Origin of the sequence: Ruegeria sp. SCSIO 43209, assembly GCF_019904295.1 — a bacterium.
Taxonomy (GTDB): domain Bacteria; phylum Pseudomonadota; class Alphaproteobacteria; order Rhodobacterales; family Rhodobacteraceae; genus Ruegeria.
Map to the genome: position 1 here is coordinate 3,204,618 of NZ_CP065359.1, position 17,601 is coordinate 3,222,218.

Annotated in this window: 17 protein-coding genes and 1 tRNA gene; 7 read left to right on the forward strand and 11 right to left on the reverse strand. The window is 55.4% G+C overall.

The window, feature by feature from the left end; genetic code table 11:
* Positions 1-197 precede the first annotated feature (197 nt).
* The 5 genes from I5192_RS22780 to I5192_RS16030 all read right to left on the reverse strand — a co-directional run bounded on the left by I5192_RS22780 (position 198) and on the right by I5192_RS16030 (position 3,752).
* Complete coding sequence (locus I5192_RS22780) at positions 198-572, reverse strand: HGGxSTG domain-containing protein (protein ID WP_370644456.1); 375 nt, start codon at positions 570-572, stop codon at positions 198-200.
* A 178-nt stretch (positions 573-750) separates the two neighbouring features.
* Positions 751-1,482, reverse strand: a complete 732-nt coding sequence (locus I5192_RS16015; RefSeq protein ID WP_223117270.1) for a hypothetical protein — start codon at positions 1,480-1,482, stop codon at positions 751-753.
* A 125-nt stretch (positions 1,483-1,607) separates the two neighbouring features.
* Positions 1,608-1,817, reverse strand: coding sequence for an AlpA family transcriptional regulator (locus I5192_RS16020; protein ID WP_170546573.1), 210 nt, complete (start codon positions 1,815-1,817; stop codon positions 1,608-1,610).
* 100 nt (positions 1,818-1,917) lie between these two features.
* Positions 1,918-2,568, reverse strand: coding sequence for a hypothetical protein (locus I5192_RS16025; protein WP_223117271.1), 651 nt, complete (start codon positions 2,566-2,568; stop codon positions 1,918-1,920).
* A complete protein-coding gene (locus I5192_RS16030) occupies positions 2,565-3,752 on the reverse strand; it encodes a site-specific integrase (protein WP_223117272.1) in 1,188 nt (395 codons plus the stop codon). Before I5192_RS16030 ends, I5192_RS16025 begins: the two co-directional genes overlap by 4 nt.
* A gap of 488 nt (positions 3,753-4,240) precedes the next feature.
* Here I5192_RS16030 and hmgA point away from each other — a divergent pair, with 488 nt between their 5' ends.
* Positions 4,241-5,602 carry a homogentisate 1,2-dioxygenase gene (gene hmgA, locus I5192_RS16035; protein ID WP_370644329.1) on the forward strand — a complete coding sequence of 454 codons (1,362 nt, stop codon included), beginning with the start codon at positions 4,241-4,243 and terminating at the stop codon, positions 5,600-5,602.
* Positions 5,603-5,690: 88 nt separating this feature from the next.
* Here the strand turns inward: hmgA and I5192_RS16040 are convergent.
* Positions 5,691-5,767, reverse strand: a tRNA-Arg gene (locus tag I5192_RS16040).
* Positions 5,768-5,881: 114 nt separating this feature from the next.
* Between I5192_RS16040 and I5192_RS16045 the strand changes: the two genes are divergently transcribed.
* Both I5192_RS16045 and I5192_RS16050 read left to right on the forward strand, forming a co-directional pair.
* On the forward strand, positions 5,882-6,907 hold the full coding sequence (locus tag I5192_RS16045; protein WP_223117273.1) for a LacI family DNA-binding transcriptional regulator: 1,026 nt from the start codon (positions 5,882-5,884) through the stop codon (positions 6,905-6,907).
* Between the two features lie 6 nt (positions 6,908-6,913).
* On the forward strand, positions 6,914-8,128 hold the full coding sequence (locus I5192_RS16050; RefSeq protein ID WP_223117274.1) for a winged helix-turn-helix domain-containing protein: 1,215 nt from the start codon (positions 6,914-6,916) through the stop codon (positions 8,126-8,128).
* Here the strand turns inward: I5192_RS16050 and I5192_RS16055 are convergent.
* Positions 8,121-9,035: a helix-turn-helix transcriptional regulator gene (locus I5192_RS16055; RefSeq protein ID WP_170567234.1), complete on the reverse strand. Its 915-nt coding sequence runs from the start codon at positions 9,033-9,035 to the stop codon at positions 8,121-8,123. The two genes, I5192_RS16050 and I5192_RS16055, sit on opposite strands and share 8 nt — an antisense overlap.
* A gap of 163 nt (positions 9,036-9,198) precedes the next feature.
* On the reverse strand, positions 9,199-9,633 hold the full coding sequence (hpaR, locus tag I5192_RS16060; protein ID WP_170408752.1) for a homoprotocatechuate degradation operon regulator HpaR: 435 nt from the start codon (positions 9,631-9,633) through the stop codon (positions 9,199-9,201).
* A gap of 127 nt (positions 9,634-9,760) precedes the next feature.
* Here hpaR and I5192_RS16065 point away from each other — a divergent pair, with 127 nt between their 5' ends.
* Entirely contained in the window at positions 9,761-11,170 is a 1,410-nt protein-coding gene (locus I5192_RS16065; protein WP_223117275.1) for a pyridoxal-dependent decarboxylase, read from the forward strand.
* On the opposite strand, the gene I5192_RS16070 is transcribed toward I5192_RS16065, so the two are convergent.
* On the reverse strand, positions 11,167-12,309 hold the full coding sequence (locus I5192_RS16070) for a DUF3095 domain-containing protein (RefSeq protein ID WP_170737282.1): 1,143 nt from the start codon (positions 12,307-12,309) through the stop codon (positions 11,167-11,169). The genes I5192_RS16065 and I5192_RS16070 overlap by 4 nt on opposite strands.
* Positions 12,310-12,454: 145 nt before the next feature.
* Here I5192_RS16070 and I5192_RS16075 point away from each other — a divergent pair, with 145 nt between their 5' ends.
* From I5192_RS16075 to I5192_RS16085, 3 genes are all read left to right on the forward strand, one after another.
* Entirely contained in the window at positions 12,455-13,627 is a 1,173-nt protein-coding gene (locus tag I5192_RS16075) for an MFS transporter (RefSeq protein ID WP_223117276.1), read from the forward strand.
* A gap of 15 nt (positions 13,628-13,642) precedes the next feature.
* The gene (locus I5192_RS16080; RefSeq protein WP_223117277.1) at positions 13,643-14,677 is read left to right on the forward strand and encodes a glycosyltransferase family 4 protein; all 1,035 of its coding nucleotides are present in this window, start codon (positions 13,643-13,645) and stop codon (positions 14,675-14,677) included.
* A 113-nt stretch (positions 14,678-14,790) separates the two neighbouring features.
* Positions 14,791-15,813, forward strand: coding sequence for an aspartate-semialdehyde dehydrogenase (locus I5192_RS16085; RefSeq protein ID WP_170399241.1), 1,023 nt, complete (start codon positions 14,791-14,793; stop codon positions 15,811-15,813).
* A gap of 143 nt (positions 15,814-15,956) precedes the next feature.
* Here I5192_RS16085 and I5192_RS16090 read toward each other — a convergent pair whose 3' ends face one another.
* Positions 15,957-16,667, reverse strand: a complete 711-nt coding sequence (locus I5192_RS16090) for a M48 family metalloprotease (protein WP_223117278.1) — start codon at positions 16,665-16,667, stop codon at positions 15,957-15,959.
* A gap of 383 nt (positions 16,668-17,050) precedes the next feature.
* Positions 17,051-17,587 carry an SRPBCC family protein gene (locus I5192_RS16095; protein ID WP_223117279.1) on the reverse strand — a complete coding sequence of 179 codons (537 nt, stop codon included), beginning with the start codon at positions 17,585-17,587 and terminating at the stop codon, positions 17,051-17,053.
* Positions 17,588-17,601: the final 14 nt, after the last annotated feature.

Consider the following 17,601-nt stretch of genomic DNA (forward strand, 5'->3'; position numbering starts at 1 on the left):
GCGTAAAACTTGTCTCCCATAGAGACTTCAAGCTGCAGAGATTGTAAAGGGTAATTCTGCACATCTGCTTGATTCTAAGAGAAAAATTCTTCTTACTTGGAGATACTTAGAACTAGGGATTACTAGCTAAATTTAACTATGACAGGCGCTTACTCTGTAAACGAAAGCAGACATTGTCCCAAACTACGAGCAACTAGCTATGTCTCTTTCGTGTGTTTTGCCCATCTTTTGCGTTGTGCTTCAGCGATCCGCGCTCGACCTTGCTTGGATGTCGGGCCGGTTGACAAGCCGCCATGGTATCGACACCGGCGTTTTCCTGGTGCCACGGGCAGCTGACAACTCGATCCTTTGCGCGTTTTTGCGCCACAGCGAGCTCGTAGATGCATTGGAAGCGGTTGCCCCTCATTGTCCAAGCCAATGTTCTGCAGATCCTGACACTGGCCACCAGTACATTCGGAGCACGTTTTTTCTCTGCCGCGCCCAGTAACTGTCCGAAAGGGGCAAATTTGACAGCTCGGTGTCTCATCCCTAGCGAACTCTTCCTGGAGTGATAACAACACCTCGCGAAGCATTAGATTCAAACTCAAAAACACCTCCAAATGTAAGCAATTCTAAGCATCGGCCTAAGACCCCATGGACTTTGAATACGCCCACAAAAGAAGACGGCATCAAATTGGACGAGCTGCCTAGGGGCCTGTTGGCAGAAAGGAATAGGTCAGCTGCACTCGTCGTTGCTTAAGCCTGTATTGACTATCGACCGGCAATTCCGTGCACAGTAGCTTTTCGTTCAGCCAAGTTCAGGAACACTCGGTCAAAATACTGCCAAGACATTATCGCTCCATCGCCTTTTCTGGCTATCACATCGTTTACGTTTGAAACGATTTGCTCATAGCTAAGTTCAAGCGCACACCACCGTTCTACCGTGCGTTTTGCCGCGTCGCTATCAAGCGCATCAGCGAGTGTATACGCACCCTTGCTCAGGACGAGATTTCTGAGAGCCGCGATCAGACGGTCAAATTCCAAGGTGAGTTCATTTTTTTCAGCGTGACTCTGCAAATCCGCCACGCTGAGCGCGCTCGTAGCCTGATTAGACAGATCACAATGCACATCGTTTGCTTGCTCCAAGATTGCTTTTGGTTTTGCTCTGTCGTTTCGGCAGGAGTTTGCGAGCTTGCCATTTTCGGATTTCGCTTGGAAATGATTGATCGCGTTTTCCGCGAGAGCGACCATTATTCCGTCATCGGTCGCTTTCACTTTTCCAGTCTTGATGAGCGACGATAGCAGACGCGCCAGCAACTTTTTAGATTTGCCAAGGCCGACACGATACGCAAGTCTTTCCTCGTCATGCTCCAATGAGCCCTGCGCCTCACAATTCTCGACAAGAAACGAGAATAGCAATCCGCGCTCTTCAAGCGTCAAATCCTGTATTGTTCGGCGCATATCTTGGATTGAAAGTTGGGCGAAAATCATTTGTCCAGCCATGGAGGCTCCATACAAGGTTGGCTGACCGTGTGCTCATGAGCGTCCACCGTGAGGATACTGGTCAGTTGATATTAGAAAGGCGGAGGCAGACATATAGCCACTCGCAAGCGTTGCTGGCCGGTTTGTTACCGGTTGGCTTTGGCTTCAGCGATGACAGCAAGGATTTCAGAACGAGGCCACCTAGAAGATCCACCAAGTTTGATTGGCTTGGGGACCGACCCATCCGCGATACGGCGCCAGAAGCTCGGCACGCTGATTGCAAGCAGCTCTGCGGCTTCCGCCACCTTAAGCAATGGATCGATTTCGGTTTGAATTGAGTTGGCTTCAGCGTTCATGTGACTAGATGCCTCGTTTTTATGAGCGTTGAGTCATCTAGAGGCGATCTAAGTTCATGCGGGGAGGGGAGAAAAAATTTCTCCCCCCCAAACTCGGCTTTTAGGCTACGCCGATCAGAGCCTTTTCTTGAACGCTCAGTTTCGTGACTTTTCCTTTAAAATTGGGAGTAAAATGCTCCGGAACGCGCCACGGGTTCCATTTCAAACTTCCTTGCGCAGAGACCCAGTCTAAAAGTTCCTCTAAGGCTTTGGCTTTCGAAAGGAACTCGTCGAACTTCTTCGGGTCATTTTCAAAGGTCTGAAACCTTGGGCCGTCTGATCGATAAGCGGCTTCAAGGTGGCAAGTATTGCGAAACCGGCTGAAGGCCTTTCTCACTTGTTCAGAGACCGAGCTTTCCAATCTGGCGCTTTGTTCCTCCAGCAATGGCCGTGTAATCAGCTTTACCGCTTTGCCCAAAGTTGGCGTTACGCCGTTGAGATAGAGTCGCGCGATCTCGCGCACCACCATTGCAGCGTATCTACGCTCGGACATGTTAGATCTTACGAACTTTCTTTCGATTATTGCGTCCAAAGGGTTCAATTCAATGCTACTGTTATCCGAGATTTCTGACATGTGCCGGTAGGCCTCCCAAATGGTGCTCTCTTTTTCGTCGTCTGGAGCGCCCATTCGAACCAAAACAAAGAGATCTGGGCGAGATATCCATTTGCCGTTTCCGTTGTACAAGGGAAGATAACGACGATCCTGATTCATGCTGTGGCCAATTTTATGATTGTATCTGTATTGCCAGTGAGGTGGGACGCCCAGCGCTCCAGCAGCACACGACGTTGGTCGAGAAAGTCGGTTCGACGATAGGCGCGTTCGACAGAGCTGCCCACAACGTGACCAAGCATAGTTTCTGCAACTTCGTGACGCGCATCGGTTGCCTCCGCCAACCACACGCGGAGACTTGAACGAAATCCATGCGGACGGGCGCTCATGCCACGACGCTCCATCAATCTCGACATCGTGGCGTCCGAGATCACCCCTTTTCGAATACTCGGAAACAGATAGCCATCGCGAGCATGTCGCCGCGCGTCTCCAAGAACATGAAGCGCTTCATTCGAAAGGGGTACACGGAACTCAGCAGTAGCGCCCTCACGTCCTTTCATCTGCTCTGCCGGAATGGTCCAGACATCACCGTCGATCTGCTCTTCCCTCAAGTACCGTATTGGCCGTGACCGTACCCCGGTCAAAATTAGAAGTTTCAGAGCAAGGTGTGTGACTGTACCTTCGTCCAAGCTTTTGTAGAACTCAGGCACTTCACTCCAGGCAAGCGACGGAATGTTGGTGGTGGCCTTACGCGGTTTGCCAAGCAATGCACGTGCCTTCCTGGGGGCCTGCAAGTCAACATCAATGCCCAGCGCGGCTGCATGCTCCAGACAAATAGATGTCCGTGTCAACGCCTTCCGAGCAGTCTCGGCTTTCTCATGCCAGATAGGCGCAAGGCAATCCCGCAGATCGATCTGAGTAATTTCAGCAACCGGCACATGACCGAGTTTGGGTATGACGTGTAGTTCCAGCGGACTAAACCAACGCCCCGCCTTTCCGCCACCTCGCAATTCCGACTTCCGCGCTTCAAACGCATCCCGAGCGATGTCTCTAAACAGGTGCAAATTGCGCTGGGCTTCCACCCGCCGCTTCTGCCGCTCTCTAATCGGATCTAGGCCTTCTCGCAGTTCGCGCCGTGCAGCATCAGCAGATTCCCGGGCCTCCGCCAAGCCAACATCCGGCCACCGCCCGAGGCCCATTTCCCGTCGTTTGCCGAAAACCGTCAGTCTAAGAACCCACTTACCGCTTTTGGAATCTGCCTTCACAAGCCAGAGCCCAGCGCCATCGCAGTGCTTTCCGCTCTCTAATGCAAGAACGCCGCGCGCGCTCAATTTGTTTTTCGCCATACAGCTCTCTACCAGTCCACCTATTGGTCCACCCCTAGGTATGGTATGTGCTGCCGTTAGTCGAGATTAATTGAGATCGAATGAAGGAGGTAAGTTAAGCCTTTTCATATAGTTAATCTCTATCTGAGATTTTTTGAGACATCTACATATTGGGTTTCAATGCCTCTCCTGGGCACCAAAATTTCCATAAAATTTGAACCCCTGGCACTTCCGGTCACTTGACCGATGTAGAATCAGACTGGTTTGGCCTGTCTGAGTCAATTTCTTTGTTTGACCCCGAGAATCGACCCGTAGCTACCGGAATTAACAATCTCTGTTGCACTACCTTTTGCCAGTCTAAGAAGGACATGGTGCAAGGCTATGGCAATTTCCTGCAAATCAAACTCATCTTTTTTGAAGATACCTTCCCGTCACGCTTGTTAGTTACAAAGTCAACTATTACCACACCGATTAAATTCGATCGTATCTGTCCGGAAGGAACGTGCAAAATGAATGAGCTGACCAAGAATGAACGCATGACAGTTGCCCCATCCTTGAAAGGGCCGCACGAAGGGTACATGCCGGGCTTTGGCAACGATTACGAAACCGAAGCGCTTCCTGATGCTCTGCCCCAGGGTATGAACAGCCCGCAGAAATGCAATTACGGCCTCTATGGTGAGCAGCTTTCAGGCACTGCGTTCACGGCACCTTCGCACCAGAACGAGCGTACCTGGTGCTATCGTATCCGCCCGTCGGTAAAGCATTCACATCGCTATGAAAAAATCGATGTTCCCTATTGGAAATCAGCGCCCAATGTAGATCCTGACGTTGTCAGCTTGGGACAGTACCGCTGGGATCCGGTGCCCCATACCGGTGAACAGACAACCTGGGTCACGGGCATGCACACCATGACCACTGCCGGGGATGTGAACACTCAGGTCGGGATGGCCAGCCATATCTATATGGTGAATACTTCAATGCAGGATGATTACTTCTTCTCGGCTGACTCCGAGCTGCTGGTGGTGCCGCAAGAGGGCGTTCTGCGATTCTACACCGAATTGGGGATCATCGACCTTGAACCCAAGGAAATCGCTATCATTCCACGCGGCCTTGTCTACCGGGTCGAAGTTGTGGAAGGCCCTGCGCGCGGGTTCGTGTGCGAAAACTACGGCCAGAAATTCGAACTGCCTGGCCGCGGCCCGATCGGCGCCAACTGCATGGCCAACCCGCGTGATTTCAAAGCACCGGTCGCGGCGTTTGAGGACCGCGAAGTGCCCTCAACCGTGACCGTCAAATGGTGCGGCCAGTTTCACCAGACCAAGATCGGTCACAGCCCGCTGGACGTGGTGGCGTGGCATGGCAACTATGCACCCGTCAAATACGACCTGCGTACATATTGCCCGGTCGGAGCCATCCTGTTCGATCATCCGGATCCGTCGATCTTCACCGTTCTGACCGCACCTTCAGGCCAGCCCGGCACCGCCAATATCGACTTTGTTCTGTTCCGCGAGCGCTGGATGGTCATGGAAGATACCTTCCGTCCGCCCTGGTACCACAAGAACATCATGTCCGAACTGATGGGCAATATTTACGGCCAATATGATGCGAAACCGCAGGGCTTTATTCCCGGCGGTATGAGCCTGCACAACATGATGCTGCCCCATGGACCGGATCGCGAAGCCTTTGAAAAAGCATCGAATTCAAACCTGGGGCCAGACAAACTGGAGAACACCATGTCCTTCATGTTCGAAACCCGCTTTCCGCAGCATCTCACAGCGTTCGCCGCCAATGAGGCACCACTGCAGGACGATTACATCGACTGTTGGAGCGACATCGAAAAGAAATTCGACGGCACACCCGGCAAGAAGTGACGAGGGTATAATTCCTTCGTCTCCCAAAAGGCAGAGAATTAGAACGCTTGATCTGTAACGCATTTAATCGGGTACGTTCAGAAAAGCTTGGCGACCCCGGCAGGATTCGAACCTGCAACCTGCCCCTTAGGAGGGGGCTGCTCTATCCAGTTGAGCCACGGGGCCGCGCGTCGTTTTCTCTAGCGGGGTTTTTTCAGATTGTCATGGGCTTTGCACAACAGTTGAACAATTCGCCCTGTTCACGCTACCATCGGCCAAACAAACAATGCAGGTATCTCGGTGACAACAGAAACAAAACGCCCGCTTACCCTTCGTGATGTCTCGGAAGCGTCCGGAGTATCCGAAATGACCGTTAGCCGGGTGCTACGTAATCGCGGGGATGTGTCGGATGCCACCCGTACCCGTGTTTTGGCCGCCGCAAAAGAACTGGGATATGTGCCCAACAAGATCGCGGGAGCATTGGCGTCAAGCCGGGTGAATCTGGTCGCTGTGATCATCCCGTCATTGTCAAATATGGTCTTCCCCGAAGTTTTAACCGGTATCAATCAGGTGCTGGAAGATACTGAACTGCAGCCGGTGGTTGGCGTCACGGACTATCTGCCAGAAAAAGAAGAAAAAGTGCTGTACGAGATGCTCTCGTGGCGGCCCTCAGGCGTGATCATTGCCGGACTGGAGCATACCGAAGCCGCGCGCGCTATGCTGGATTCAGCTGGCATACCGGTGGTCGAGATCATGGATACTGATGGCAAACCGGTGGATGCGATGGTGGGAATCTCTCACCGCCGCGCCGGGCGCGAAATGGCGCAGGCAATCCTGAAGGCGGGCTATGAGCATATCGGGTTTATGGGCACCAAGATGCCGTTGGACCACCGTGCCCGTAAACGGTTCGAAGGCTTCACCGAAGTATTGGGCAAGCACGGGATCGAGATCGAAGATCGCGAATTCTACTCGGGCGGGTCGGCGCTGGCCAAGGGGCGCGAGATGACACAAGCGATGCTGGAACGATCGCCTGATTTGGATTTTCTGTATTATTCCAACGATATGATCGGTGCCGGCGGGCTGCTGTATTTGCTGGATCAAGGGATCGACGTGCCCGGTCAGATCGGTTTAGCCGGATTCAACAATGTAGAGCTGCTGCAGGGGCTGCCGCGCAAGCTGGCCACGATGGATGCCTGCCGGACCGAGATTGGGCGCACCGCGGCCGAGATCATTGCGGCGAAGTTGGCCGATCCGGAATCCGAGGTTGAAACCCGCGTTACCCTGACCCCCAAGATCAGCTATGGCGACACGCTGAAACGGCGATAACGCCAGATGGCGCTGCAACGTCTGGACAACCGCGCGGCGCGGGCGCTGTTCATGGATCGGCATGCGCTTCTGGAGCAGCCCGCTGGTGGCTCCAAAGGCGAAGACCTGTTGCAGCTGATCCATCGTTTGGGATTTGTCCAGCTCGACAGTATCAACACCGTCGCCCGCGCGCATGACATGATCCTTTATGCGCGCAAGCCAAGCTATCGTGCGCGCCACCTCAAACACCTCTATGAACGCGACCGCGCGCTGTTTGAGCATTGGACACATGACGCCGCGGTGATCCCGATGGAATTCTATCGCCATTGGCATCTGCGGTTCCTGCGGGATGCAGAGATGCTGAAAGCCCGCTGGAAGAACTGGCGGCGTGACGGGTTTGAGCAAAAGTTCGAAACCGTCCTGCAGCATATCCGCGACCATGGTCCGGTTGGCTCGTCCGATGTCGGAAAAGACGAGAAAAAGGGATCTGGCGGTTGGTGGGACTGGCATCCATCCAAGACCGCGCTGGAATATCTCTGGCGATCCGGCGCGCTGACCGTGGTTGGACGCGATGGGTTTCAGAAACGCTATGACCTGACAGAGCGGGTTATAGAAACTCAACTTTGCCCCGGCAATTTGCACTGCGACGCAAATGAAACTGTGGATTGGTTGTGTAACGCCGCACTCGACCGGCTGGGGTTCGCCACATCGGGAGAGCTTGCCGCGTTCTGGGATACGGTAAGCGCTGCCGAGGCAAAATCCTGGTGCCGACAGGCTCTAACACAGGGTGGAATCGAAGAGATCTGCGTCGAATGCGCAGACGGGCGGGAACGAAAAGTGTTCGCCCGCCCCGGGCTATGCGAACACGCAGCGGCGATGCCCGATGCGCCCGGCCGGATCAGAGTTCTCAGCCCTTTTGACCCTATGTTGCGTGACCGGAACCGGGCCGAGCGGTTGTTCGGATTCCACTATCGGATCGAGGTGTTCGTCCCCGAACCCAAGCGTACCTACGGCTATTATGTCTTTCCGTTGCTTGAGGGGCACCGGTTGATCGGGCGCATCGACATGAAGGCCCAGCGAGATCGTGGACTGTTGCGAATCCGATCCGTATGGCCAGAAAGGTCGGTGCGTTGGTCTGATGCAAGAACTCGCCGCCTGCAGGCCGAATTGGACCGGGTACGGCGATTTGCGGAACTGGACGGGGTGGAATTTGAAAAGGATTGGCTGAAAGATCCTAAATAGAACCCAATTTTTCGATCAGGAAACCTTGTTCCTCAATCAGTAGGCGCAGCTCGTTCAGCGAAACATGGGGCGCCCTGCCCGATGTATCTAGCTGCGCATTTGCCCGCCCATACAAAGCCTCGCGACTGGCCAATATGTTCTTGAGCTGCTCCATCGCCTTGGGATTTCCAGCCATCGGGCGTTCGTCGCCTTGGGCGCGCACGCGGTCCATATGCTCGGTCGGTGACGCGCGCAGCCAGATGGTGTGAAACCGGCCAAGCAGGGTAGCATAGGTCGAAGGCTCTGATACGATCCCTCCCGCGACTGCCAGCACGACCCGATCATGCTCTGCAATCACCCGATCCAGCGCCTGCGCTTCCAGATTGCGATACCCGTCTTGCCCGTAGAACGCCATCACTTCAGACATGGGCATGCCGGCCATCTCTTCAATCATGGCTGTGAGTTCAACAAACGGCAGTCTTTGTGCAGCGGCCAGCATAGCGCCAAGAGTTGACTTACCCGCTCCGCGTAATCCAATCAGACAAACCCGATGCGCACGTGCATCCTCATCTGGGTGTGGTTGCAATGCACGCCTGACGCTTTCTTTGACGTCGTCGCTGGCTTGTCGGAAAAGCTCAACTATCTGCAAAGCATCCGAATCCCACGGATCATCTTCACCAATCAACCATTCGGCTTTGTAATCCAGTGCCTGTGCGACACGGTGCAACACGCCGATCGAGATGTTGCCCTCACCCGCCTCAAGCTGCGCCAAATAGCGTGGGGAAACGCCCGAGTTCTCAGACAGGATCCGGCGCGGGATGCCTCGCATTTGACGCGCCCGGCGTACACGCGCGCCCACTCGCTCGCTCAAATCCTGCTTTGCAATATGTGCAGGCGGTGCCGGTTCTGGCGGTTTGGGCCCATCCATCTGCATTGAACCGTTTGTTAAAGGTAAGGATGAGGCTACGACGCGAACCATCTACGGGCAACGAATATTACCTTCTCCGCCCACAATGCTTATCGTTTGGGGCCTTAAACGAGATCTGAACGACGGCAGACAGCTTGGTTAGAGCCTGTTCTGAGCCTTGCGCTCAGCCTTCCAGCTGGTGAAGCTCTACCAGAAGGTCCAGCAACTTCTCGTGCTGCTCTGCCCCGAGCAAAGAGCGGGTGTGTTCCGCCAGCTCCAACATTTCCGCCAGATTTGCGTCGATAATTTGCAACCCGTTCTCGCTGATTTCGACAATCTGTCGGCGGCGGTCTTTGGTATCCGGCCGCCTCATGATCAGCTTGCTGTCTTCTAGCTTTTTCAGAATGCGCGTCAGGCTGGGCAACAAGAGGCAGGCGCGCTCGGCGATCTGAGTAGGCTCCTGAGGTCCTTCTTCCTGCAAAACGCGTAGAACGCGCCATTGTTGCTCGGTGACGCCAGCATCCGTTAGCACACCACGAATAGGCCCCATCACCCTTTCCCGAGCGCGCAACAGCGCTATCGGCAATGATCGGGACGTCTGTGGTAAGTTCTTTGACATATGGAATTTTCGCGCAATTCCAAATATTTCGCAATAGAACGTTGGTTGTGGTTGAGTTTCGTTTACTGGACTTTACTTAACTTGTTTAGCATATGATACTGACAAAAAGGCTACCGAGGCGGATAAGATGAAATGGAATGAATTCTCCGATTGGGGCAAGAAGGTTGCCGAGTGGACGCAAGACTATCACCTGACGGTGGGCGACAAGCCCGTGCGCGCCCGGACCGAGCCGGGCGATATCCTGAACGCTCTGCCCGCGCATCCCCCTGAGCAGGGCGAGCCGATCGAGGACATCTTTCATGATTTCGAACAAATCGTGATGCCCGGCATTACCCATTGGCAACACCCTCGGTTCTTCGCCTACTTCAATTCGAACGCCTCGGCCCCGTCTGTACTGGCCGAGTTCCTGGCCAGCGCCATCGCACCGCAGTGTATGCTGTGGCAGACCTCGCCCGCCGCAACCGAGATGGAAACACGAATGATGGACTGGCTGCGCGAAGCGCTGGACCTGCCCAAAGGTTTTGCCGGGGTCATTCAGGATTCGGCGTCATCTGCGACATTGGCGGCTGTGCTGACCATGCGCGAGAAGGCGATGAACTGGCAGGGCAACACGCAGGGGCTGTTCGGTCAAAAGCCACTGCGCGTTTATTGCTCTTCCGAGGTTCATACCTCAATCGACCGCGCCATCTGGGTTGCGGGGATTGGACAGGACAATCTGGTGCGCATCCCCGTGCAAGGTGATTGGCGTGGAATGAACCCCGAGGCGCTTGAAGCAGCGATTCAATCAGATTTAGAGTCTGGCTTCCACCCGGCGGGCGTGATCCTTTGTGTTGGAGGGACCGGAACCGGGGCAACTGATCCAGTGGATCGCTGCCTTGCGATCGCACAGAAATACGGCCTTTATACCCATGTCGATGCAGCCTGGGCGGGGTCGGCGATGATCTGCCCCGAATATCGTCACTACTGGCCGGGGATCGATCAGGCCGACAGCATTGTATTCAATCCCCATAAGTGGCTGGGCGTGCAATTCGATTGCTGTGCGCATTTCCTGAAAAACCCCGATGATCTGGTCCGCACGCTTGCGATCAGCCCGGAATATCTGAAAACACACGGCAAGGACGGGATTATAAACTACTCAGAATGGTCGGTGCCCTTAGGACGTCGGTTCCGCGCGCTGAAACTGTGGTTCGTCATCCGTACCTATGGGCTGGAGGGGTTGCGCGAACGGCTGCGGAATCACGTCAATTGGTCGCGCGCGCTGCATGACCGTTTAGCAGCAGAACCGGATTTTCGGATCGTGACGCCTCCAATGTGGTCTCTTTGGACCTTCCGATACGAGCCGGATGGGGCCGACGATCTGGATGATCTGAACCTGCGGCTGGTGAATGCAATCAATGATGATGGGCGGATCTACCTGACACAAACCCGCGTGGATGGCGATCTGGTCATCCGCTTTCAGGCCGGTCAGTTTGAAACCAAAGAACAGGACGTGATGATGGCCTATGACGTGATCACAGAAATCGCTCGAGGGCTTTAGGCCCTCATTGACGCTGCAGCCTGCGCGTATCCCCCCGAGGCCCCGTCAACAAAGTGCACATGGTCGTCGCGCATGGCCGAGGGAACAAAGCAGGTCATCATCGCCTCTTGCTGGGCGTGCATGCCATATCTGATTTTGCCTTTTGTTTGCGCGTCTTCCAGCATCTGAGTGAGCTTTTCCAACGTGCTCGAGTCACAATCCAGCGTCATTTTCAGACCGTCATCAAACTTTCGGAAATCAGCGTTGCGACTGACCATCTCTTTGTAATGCTTGGGTTCGAATTGACCCAGGCGCATCCCGGTTTTGAACAACAAGCCGATCAACATATTCCCGATCATCAAGCGTGTTTTCTGCATCAGAAGATTCCGACCCGCGCGTGAGACATGGGCATCGATATCGACGCCGGGCGGAGGGAAACTCATCGGAGGTCCTTTGGCCGGAACCGGGTGACCAGCGCGTTCTAGCCCTTCGGCGACGGACAGGATGGATTGAGTCAGGGCGGCGAATTCAGCCTCATTAGACTCTGATGTAGGCTGAATAACCAGTGAAACGATCTGACCAACCCTCGCTGGACTGTTGGACCAACGACAAGATAGGCCGGTCAGATCGGGCTGCGCGTCAGGTCCGGCTGGTTGCACAACAAGCTGCCCGGATTTCATCTGAGCCTCGGCCCAGGCCAGTCCCCCGCCGGTAAACATCGCATAGTCAACGCCGGTGGAAGGCGCAAAGCGAGCAACACGCAGATCACGTCCAGCGGCGCGGATGTCGGCCACCGAAACCAGCGCCGCGCGCAGAGTGATGGCGAATTCCGTTTCCGCCCAACTTTGCAATGTTGCCAGCGTATCCCGCGCGATCTCGGCATCCTCACCCGATACGGCGAATCCAGCACCATCACCACCGAAGACATACGGAAATATGCGCCCACCCAGCGCATTGATCATGCCTGAAATCACGGCCGCCCCCACCATGTTGACGGTCTTGTACCGGCCCCGCGCGATTTCACCGGTCGAATCTACGATATCGGCGACGCCCAGAACCCATGTCTCTGGCAAAGGTGTGAACTGCGCGGGGTCACTGAGGCTGAGGAAATTGTCCGAAATGGGGACGGAGTCATAAAATACAGAGTCTGAGAGGGTCATAACACACTCGGGAAATCCTAAATCTTCCGTGATGATAGCTCAATTGTGAAGAATGTCCGCCCCAATCGATTCAATCATGGCACTTGTGCCGATCAACGCGGCGTGCCAAGCATCGGGGCGGGGCAGCTAGACAATAGGTCAAGAAATGCAGGCAGGTTTGGTGATCTTGTGTCTGGCCTATGTACTCAGCCAGTTTTTCCGCGCTTTTCTGGCAGTTTTGACTACCGATCTGGGACGCGATATCGGCGCAACACCCGAAGACCTCGCCTTTGCTTCAGGTCTTTGGTTTCTAATCTTTGCGGCGATGCAGATTCCGGTGGGCTGGGCACTGGACCGCGTCGGTCCTCGGCGCAGTTCTGCGGTGCTGCTGCTGATCGGCGGGGCTGGCGGGGCTGGCCTGTTCGCGGTCGCAACGACCCCGTTCCATGTGGCGCTCGCCATGGCGCTGATCGGGGTAGGATGCTCGCCGGTTCTGATGGCATCCTACTATATCTTTGCACGAGAGTTTCCACCTGCCAAATTCGCCACGCTCGCCGCCGTGATGCTGGGCGTGGGATCTGTCGGCAATCTGGTCGCCTCATACCCCACGGCGCTGGCGGTCGAGCTGATGGGCTGGCGCGCTACGCTGGCCGGTCTGGCGATTATCTCTGCTGCGGTGGCTGCAGGGATCTGGCTGACGGTGCATGACCCTGAAAAGGTAAAAACCGAGCAAAAAGGATCACTTCCGGACCTGCTGAAAGAACCTGCGCTGTGGACCATTCTGCCGCTCATGCTTGTGTCTTATGCGCCATCGGGTGCGATCCGAGGGCTTTGGGCCGGGCCGTATTTGAATGACGTGTTCGGGCTCAGCACCGCTCAGATCGGGACGGCAACGTTGATCATGGGGGCCGCGATGATCACGGGGACCTTCGCCTATGGGCCGCTGGACCGTATCCTGGGCACCCGGAAATGGGTGATCCTGGGCGGTAATACCTTGGGCGTCGCAGCACTGGGCCTGCTGTGCCTGTGGATTGACAGCGGCGTTTGGGTCTCGGTGCTGCTGTTGGCGGTGATCGGCTTTCTGGGCGCCAGTTTTCCGGTGATCATGGCCCATGGCCGGGCCTTCGTGCCGCCGCATCTGGTCGGGCGGGGCGTTACCCTGCTGAACCTTTTTGGCGTTGGCGGCGTTGGTCTGGCGCAATTTGCCACCGGGCGCATCCATGCGGCCAGCGCCGGGATCAGCCCCTCAGCACCTTATACGGCGATCTTCGGCTTTTTCGCGGTCACCCTTGCCATTGGCTGCGTGATCTATCTATTCAGTCGGGACAGCGTGGACTGAAACCGGAGACCGCCCGTGCAGGACATTGAGGTGATTGCACCCAATCTGAAGCATTCCCTGTCGGGCGTGACAACGACGGTGATCCGTCTGCTGCCAATCCAGCAGAAAATGATCGGCATCCGTGCCACCGGTCCCGGCCTGCCGGCAGATTTGCCCCATATCAGACTCTGGAAACTACTGTTTCTGCCCAATCGCAAACGGGTCTGGCATGCACGCCGGAATACCGAGATGTTGATGGGTCTGGTCTTGCGTTCGGTGCTTCGACGCAACTACAAACTGCTATTCACCTCAGCCGCGCAACGTGATCATTCCGGGTTCACCAAGCGGCTGATTTCGAAAATGGACGCGTTGATCGCGACGACGCCTCAGGCCGCTTCCTTTCTGGAGCATCCCGCTACTGTCATCATGCATGGCGTCAACACCGAGCTGTTTCACCCAGCCGAGGACAAAAGCGCCCTGCGCCAAAAACTTGGCCTGCCAGACGGGCTGCTGATCGGGTGTTTTGGCCGTATCCGCCCTCAGAAAGGGGTCGACTTGCTGGTCGATGCCGCCCTGAAGATGCTGCCTAATCACCCCGATGCGCATGTGATCCTTACCGGGCGTACCACCAACGAATTTGAGGCGTTTCAGGCTGAGCAGGAGCAAAAGCTGCAGGACGCCGGGCTGGGCGACCGCGTTCATTTTCTGGGTGAGCGCCCTTGGGATGAGATTGTCGAGACCTATCGCGCGCTCGATCTGTTCGTTGCGCCCGCACGGCACGAAGGGTTCGGCCTTACACCGCTTGAAGCGATGGCCTCGGGCGTGCCCGCCATAGCCAGTCACGGGGTCGGAGCGTTCAGTGCGCAAATCAAGGATGGTGAGACCGGAAGACTGGTCGAGAAAGACAATGCCCCTGCACTGGCCGACGCGCTGGAGGATATGGTGCAGGACCGCGCCGCGCTGGCCGCTGCGGGACTAGCCGCGCGCGCCCATGTCGAGCAGAATTTTCGAATCGAAGGCGAAGCGCAGGCGATTGTCGAGGTTTATCGATCCTTGCTGAAACAACCCTGAACGGTACTGAACTGTGTCAAATCGGTGTGACGGGGTGAAATAAGCCGAAACGCCTCTTTTTTCTTTGCCGCAACGCGGCTATGAACGCGCGTCCTTAACTTTGGAGACATGAAATGGGCTATCGCGTCGTAGTCGTCGGCGCCACGGGTAACGTGGGCCGCGAAATGCTGAACATCCTGGCGGAACGCCAGTTCCCTGTCGATGAACTTGCTGCTCTGGCAAGCCGTCGTTCGCTGGGTACTGAGGTGACATTTGGCGACAAGACGCTCACTACCAAAGATCTGGACACATTCGATTTCACTGGTTGGGACATGGCGCTATTTGCTGTGGGTTCCGAGGCCACAAAGGTTTACGCCCCTAAGGCGGCAGCGGCTGGCTGCGTGGTGATCGATAACAGCTCGCTCTATCGCTATGACCCGGACATTCCGCTGATCGTGCCGGAATGTAACCCCGAGGCGATCCACGACTATAAAAACAAAAACATCATCGCCAACCCCAACTGCTCGACCGCGCAGATGGTCGTCGCGCTGAAGCCTCTGCATGACCGTGCCAAGATCAAGCGCGTGGTTGTGTCGACCTATCAGTCGGTGTCGGGCGCCGGTAAGGAAGGCATGGATGAGCTTTGGGATCAGACCAAGGCCATCTATAATCCCACGACCGAGGTTGAACCGAAGAAATTCCAGAAGCAGATTGCCTTCAACGTCATTCCGCAGATCGACGTCTTCATGGAAGACGGCTCGACCAAGGAAGAGTGGAAGATGGTTGTCGAGACCAAAAAGATCGTCGATCCGTCGATCAAGGTCACCGCAACCTGCGTTCGCGTTCCGGTATTCGTCGGCCACTCCGAGGCCGTGAACATCGAGTTCGAAGAGTTCCTCGACGAAGACGAAGCCCGCGACATCCTGCGCGAAGCACCGGGCATCATGGTGATCGACAAGCGCGAAGCCGGTGGCTACGTCTCGCCCATCGAATGCGCGGGCGACTTCGCCACCTTCATCAGCCGTATCCGTCAGGACTCGACCATCGAGAACGGCCTGAACCTGTGGTGCGTATCCGACAACCTGCGCAAAGGCGCGGCGTTGAACGCTGTTCAAATTGCAGAATTGCTGGGCCGTGAAGTTCTGAAGAAGGGGTAACCTTCGCCAGTTGGTTATGACTCTATTAAACCCCGCTGCACCGCCAGTGGGGTTTATTATTTTGTGGACGGGCAGAGATGGCAATATTGCGGGGCAAAGCCGCCCTGTGCATGCGTTGCCATTGCCTATCCAGCACCAGTTGGTCAGCCACCGATCTGGGACATTGTCGCTTTTACCGCATGGTATCTTTGAGAGTTTGGGGGATGCGTCCCCAGAAAGCGATCACCAGGATCAGGAACTCGTGCGAAGTACAGCGCACCCTTGAGTGGATCATAACCCGCTTTGTAGGCTATTACAGTGCCTAGTCGATCAGCTTCCAATTCAAAGTTCTTTGAATAGCTGCGGCCGCCAACAAAGGCTCCAATGTCTTGTGCTGCGGCAATGTCATTCGGCCCTGACCCCGCAATTGTTGCTAGACCGGCCAAAAGCACCGCACCAGCCGCCGCATTTTGGGCCTGTCGCGCCAAATGCCCTTGAATGTGGTGAGCGGCCTCATGCGCCATAACAAATGCAAGTTCGTCAGTGTTGTCTACATTCCGTATCAGCGCTTGAGTCATTGTGATAACGGGGCGCCCCGACTTGCTTAAACTCTGATACGCGTTTGAGGGTGCTTTTTTGTCTGGATCAATGCGGATCAAAAAATCACAATTCACATTCTTAGTGCGGCGGCGGCATTCTCGTTCTGCCACAGGTTCTATTCGTGAGGCGACCTGACGGAACCTTATTTGTGCCTGTTGTGAACTGACGGGCGCGCTCGCGCGACCGGGGTTTGGAATAGGTGCTGATGGAGGAGTGGTGGTTGAAGCGCATCCCGCTAATGCCAAAACAGCTAACATCAATACCGTTCGCCTCATAAACACACCTTTCCAAATGTTCAGAGCATCAAAATCGAATCTGTGGCTTTCGAGAAACCAACTTGCACATTCGAACCTACGGTCTTCACGATTTGATATTCAATAACAGACGGGTTGTCGGTGGTCGCCCCGATTAAGCTGTCGTCAATATGGTAGGCACTACAAATGGCATTGAAGCGAAGGAGCAAACGATCCACGCCCCGTTCTGTATGGGCTTGAACCGAGTTGTACACCGCATCAGCGGAGGTTATTTGCGCTGCACGATGGCTTGATCCCAGCCTCCTGCGCGGCAAAGGGACTGCTATGAGCGCACGTACATTTCAACAATCGTTTCTGGTATGGCCTCAAAGCAGTCATAAGAGAGATGCCTCCTGCCTGATCCTTCACCCCTGTCCCTCAACCAGCGTCTTCAAATTCTCCAACCCGCGCTCGTAATCTCCGCCGACCCAATTGTCCATCATTAGGCCCATCCAGCGGGACATGGGGTTCATACCAAGGTCGGATACGAATCCCCAGGTAACCTGTGTGCCTGATCCTTCTGGCCGCAACTGGAACGAGGCGGTGGCTGTCCCCATCGGGCCAAAATCCAGTGCGGTTTGCACGGACTGATCCGGGGTGCTCTCGGTGATTTCCTGCGAACCGGTTCCCACCTGCGGGCTGTCCGAGGCCCAGTTCAGCGTGTTTCCGACACCCGCTTCCGGGCCACTATAGCTCAGCTTGGTTTCGGGGTCTCGGGACAGCCAGGGGGACCATTTCTCGGTCTCCTGCATCGAATTCACATAGGGAAAGATCGCCGAGGCTGGTGCATCGATTGTGATGCTGCGGGACACCTCGGCCTGACCAGGCAAAATATATGATACTCCGACAAGCGCCAGAATGATCACCAGTAGGGTGACGAGAATACGTTTAATCAATTTCATGAGCTCGATCCGAT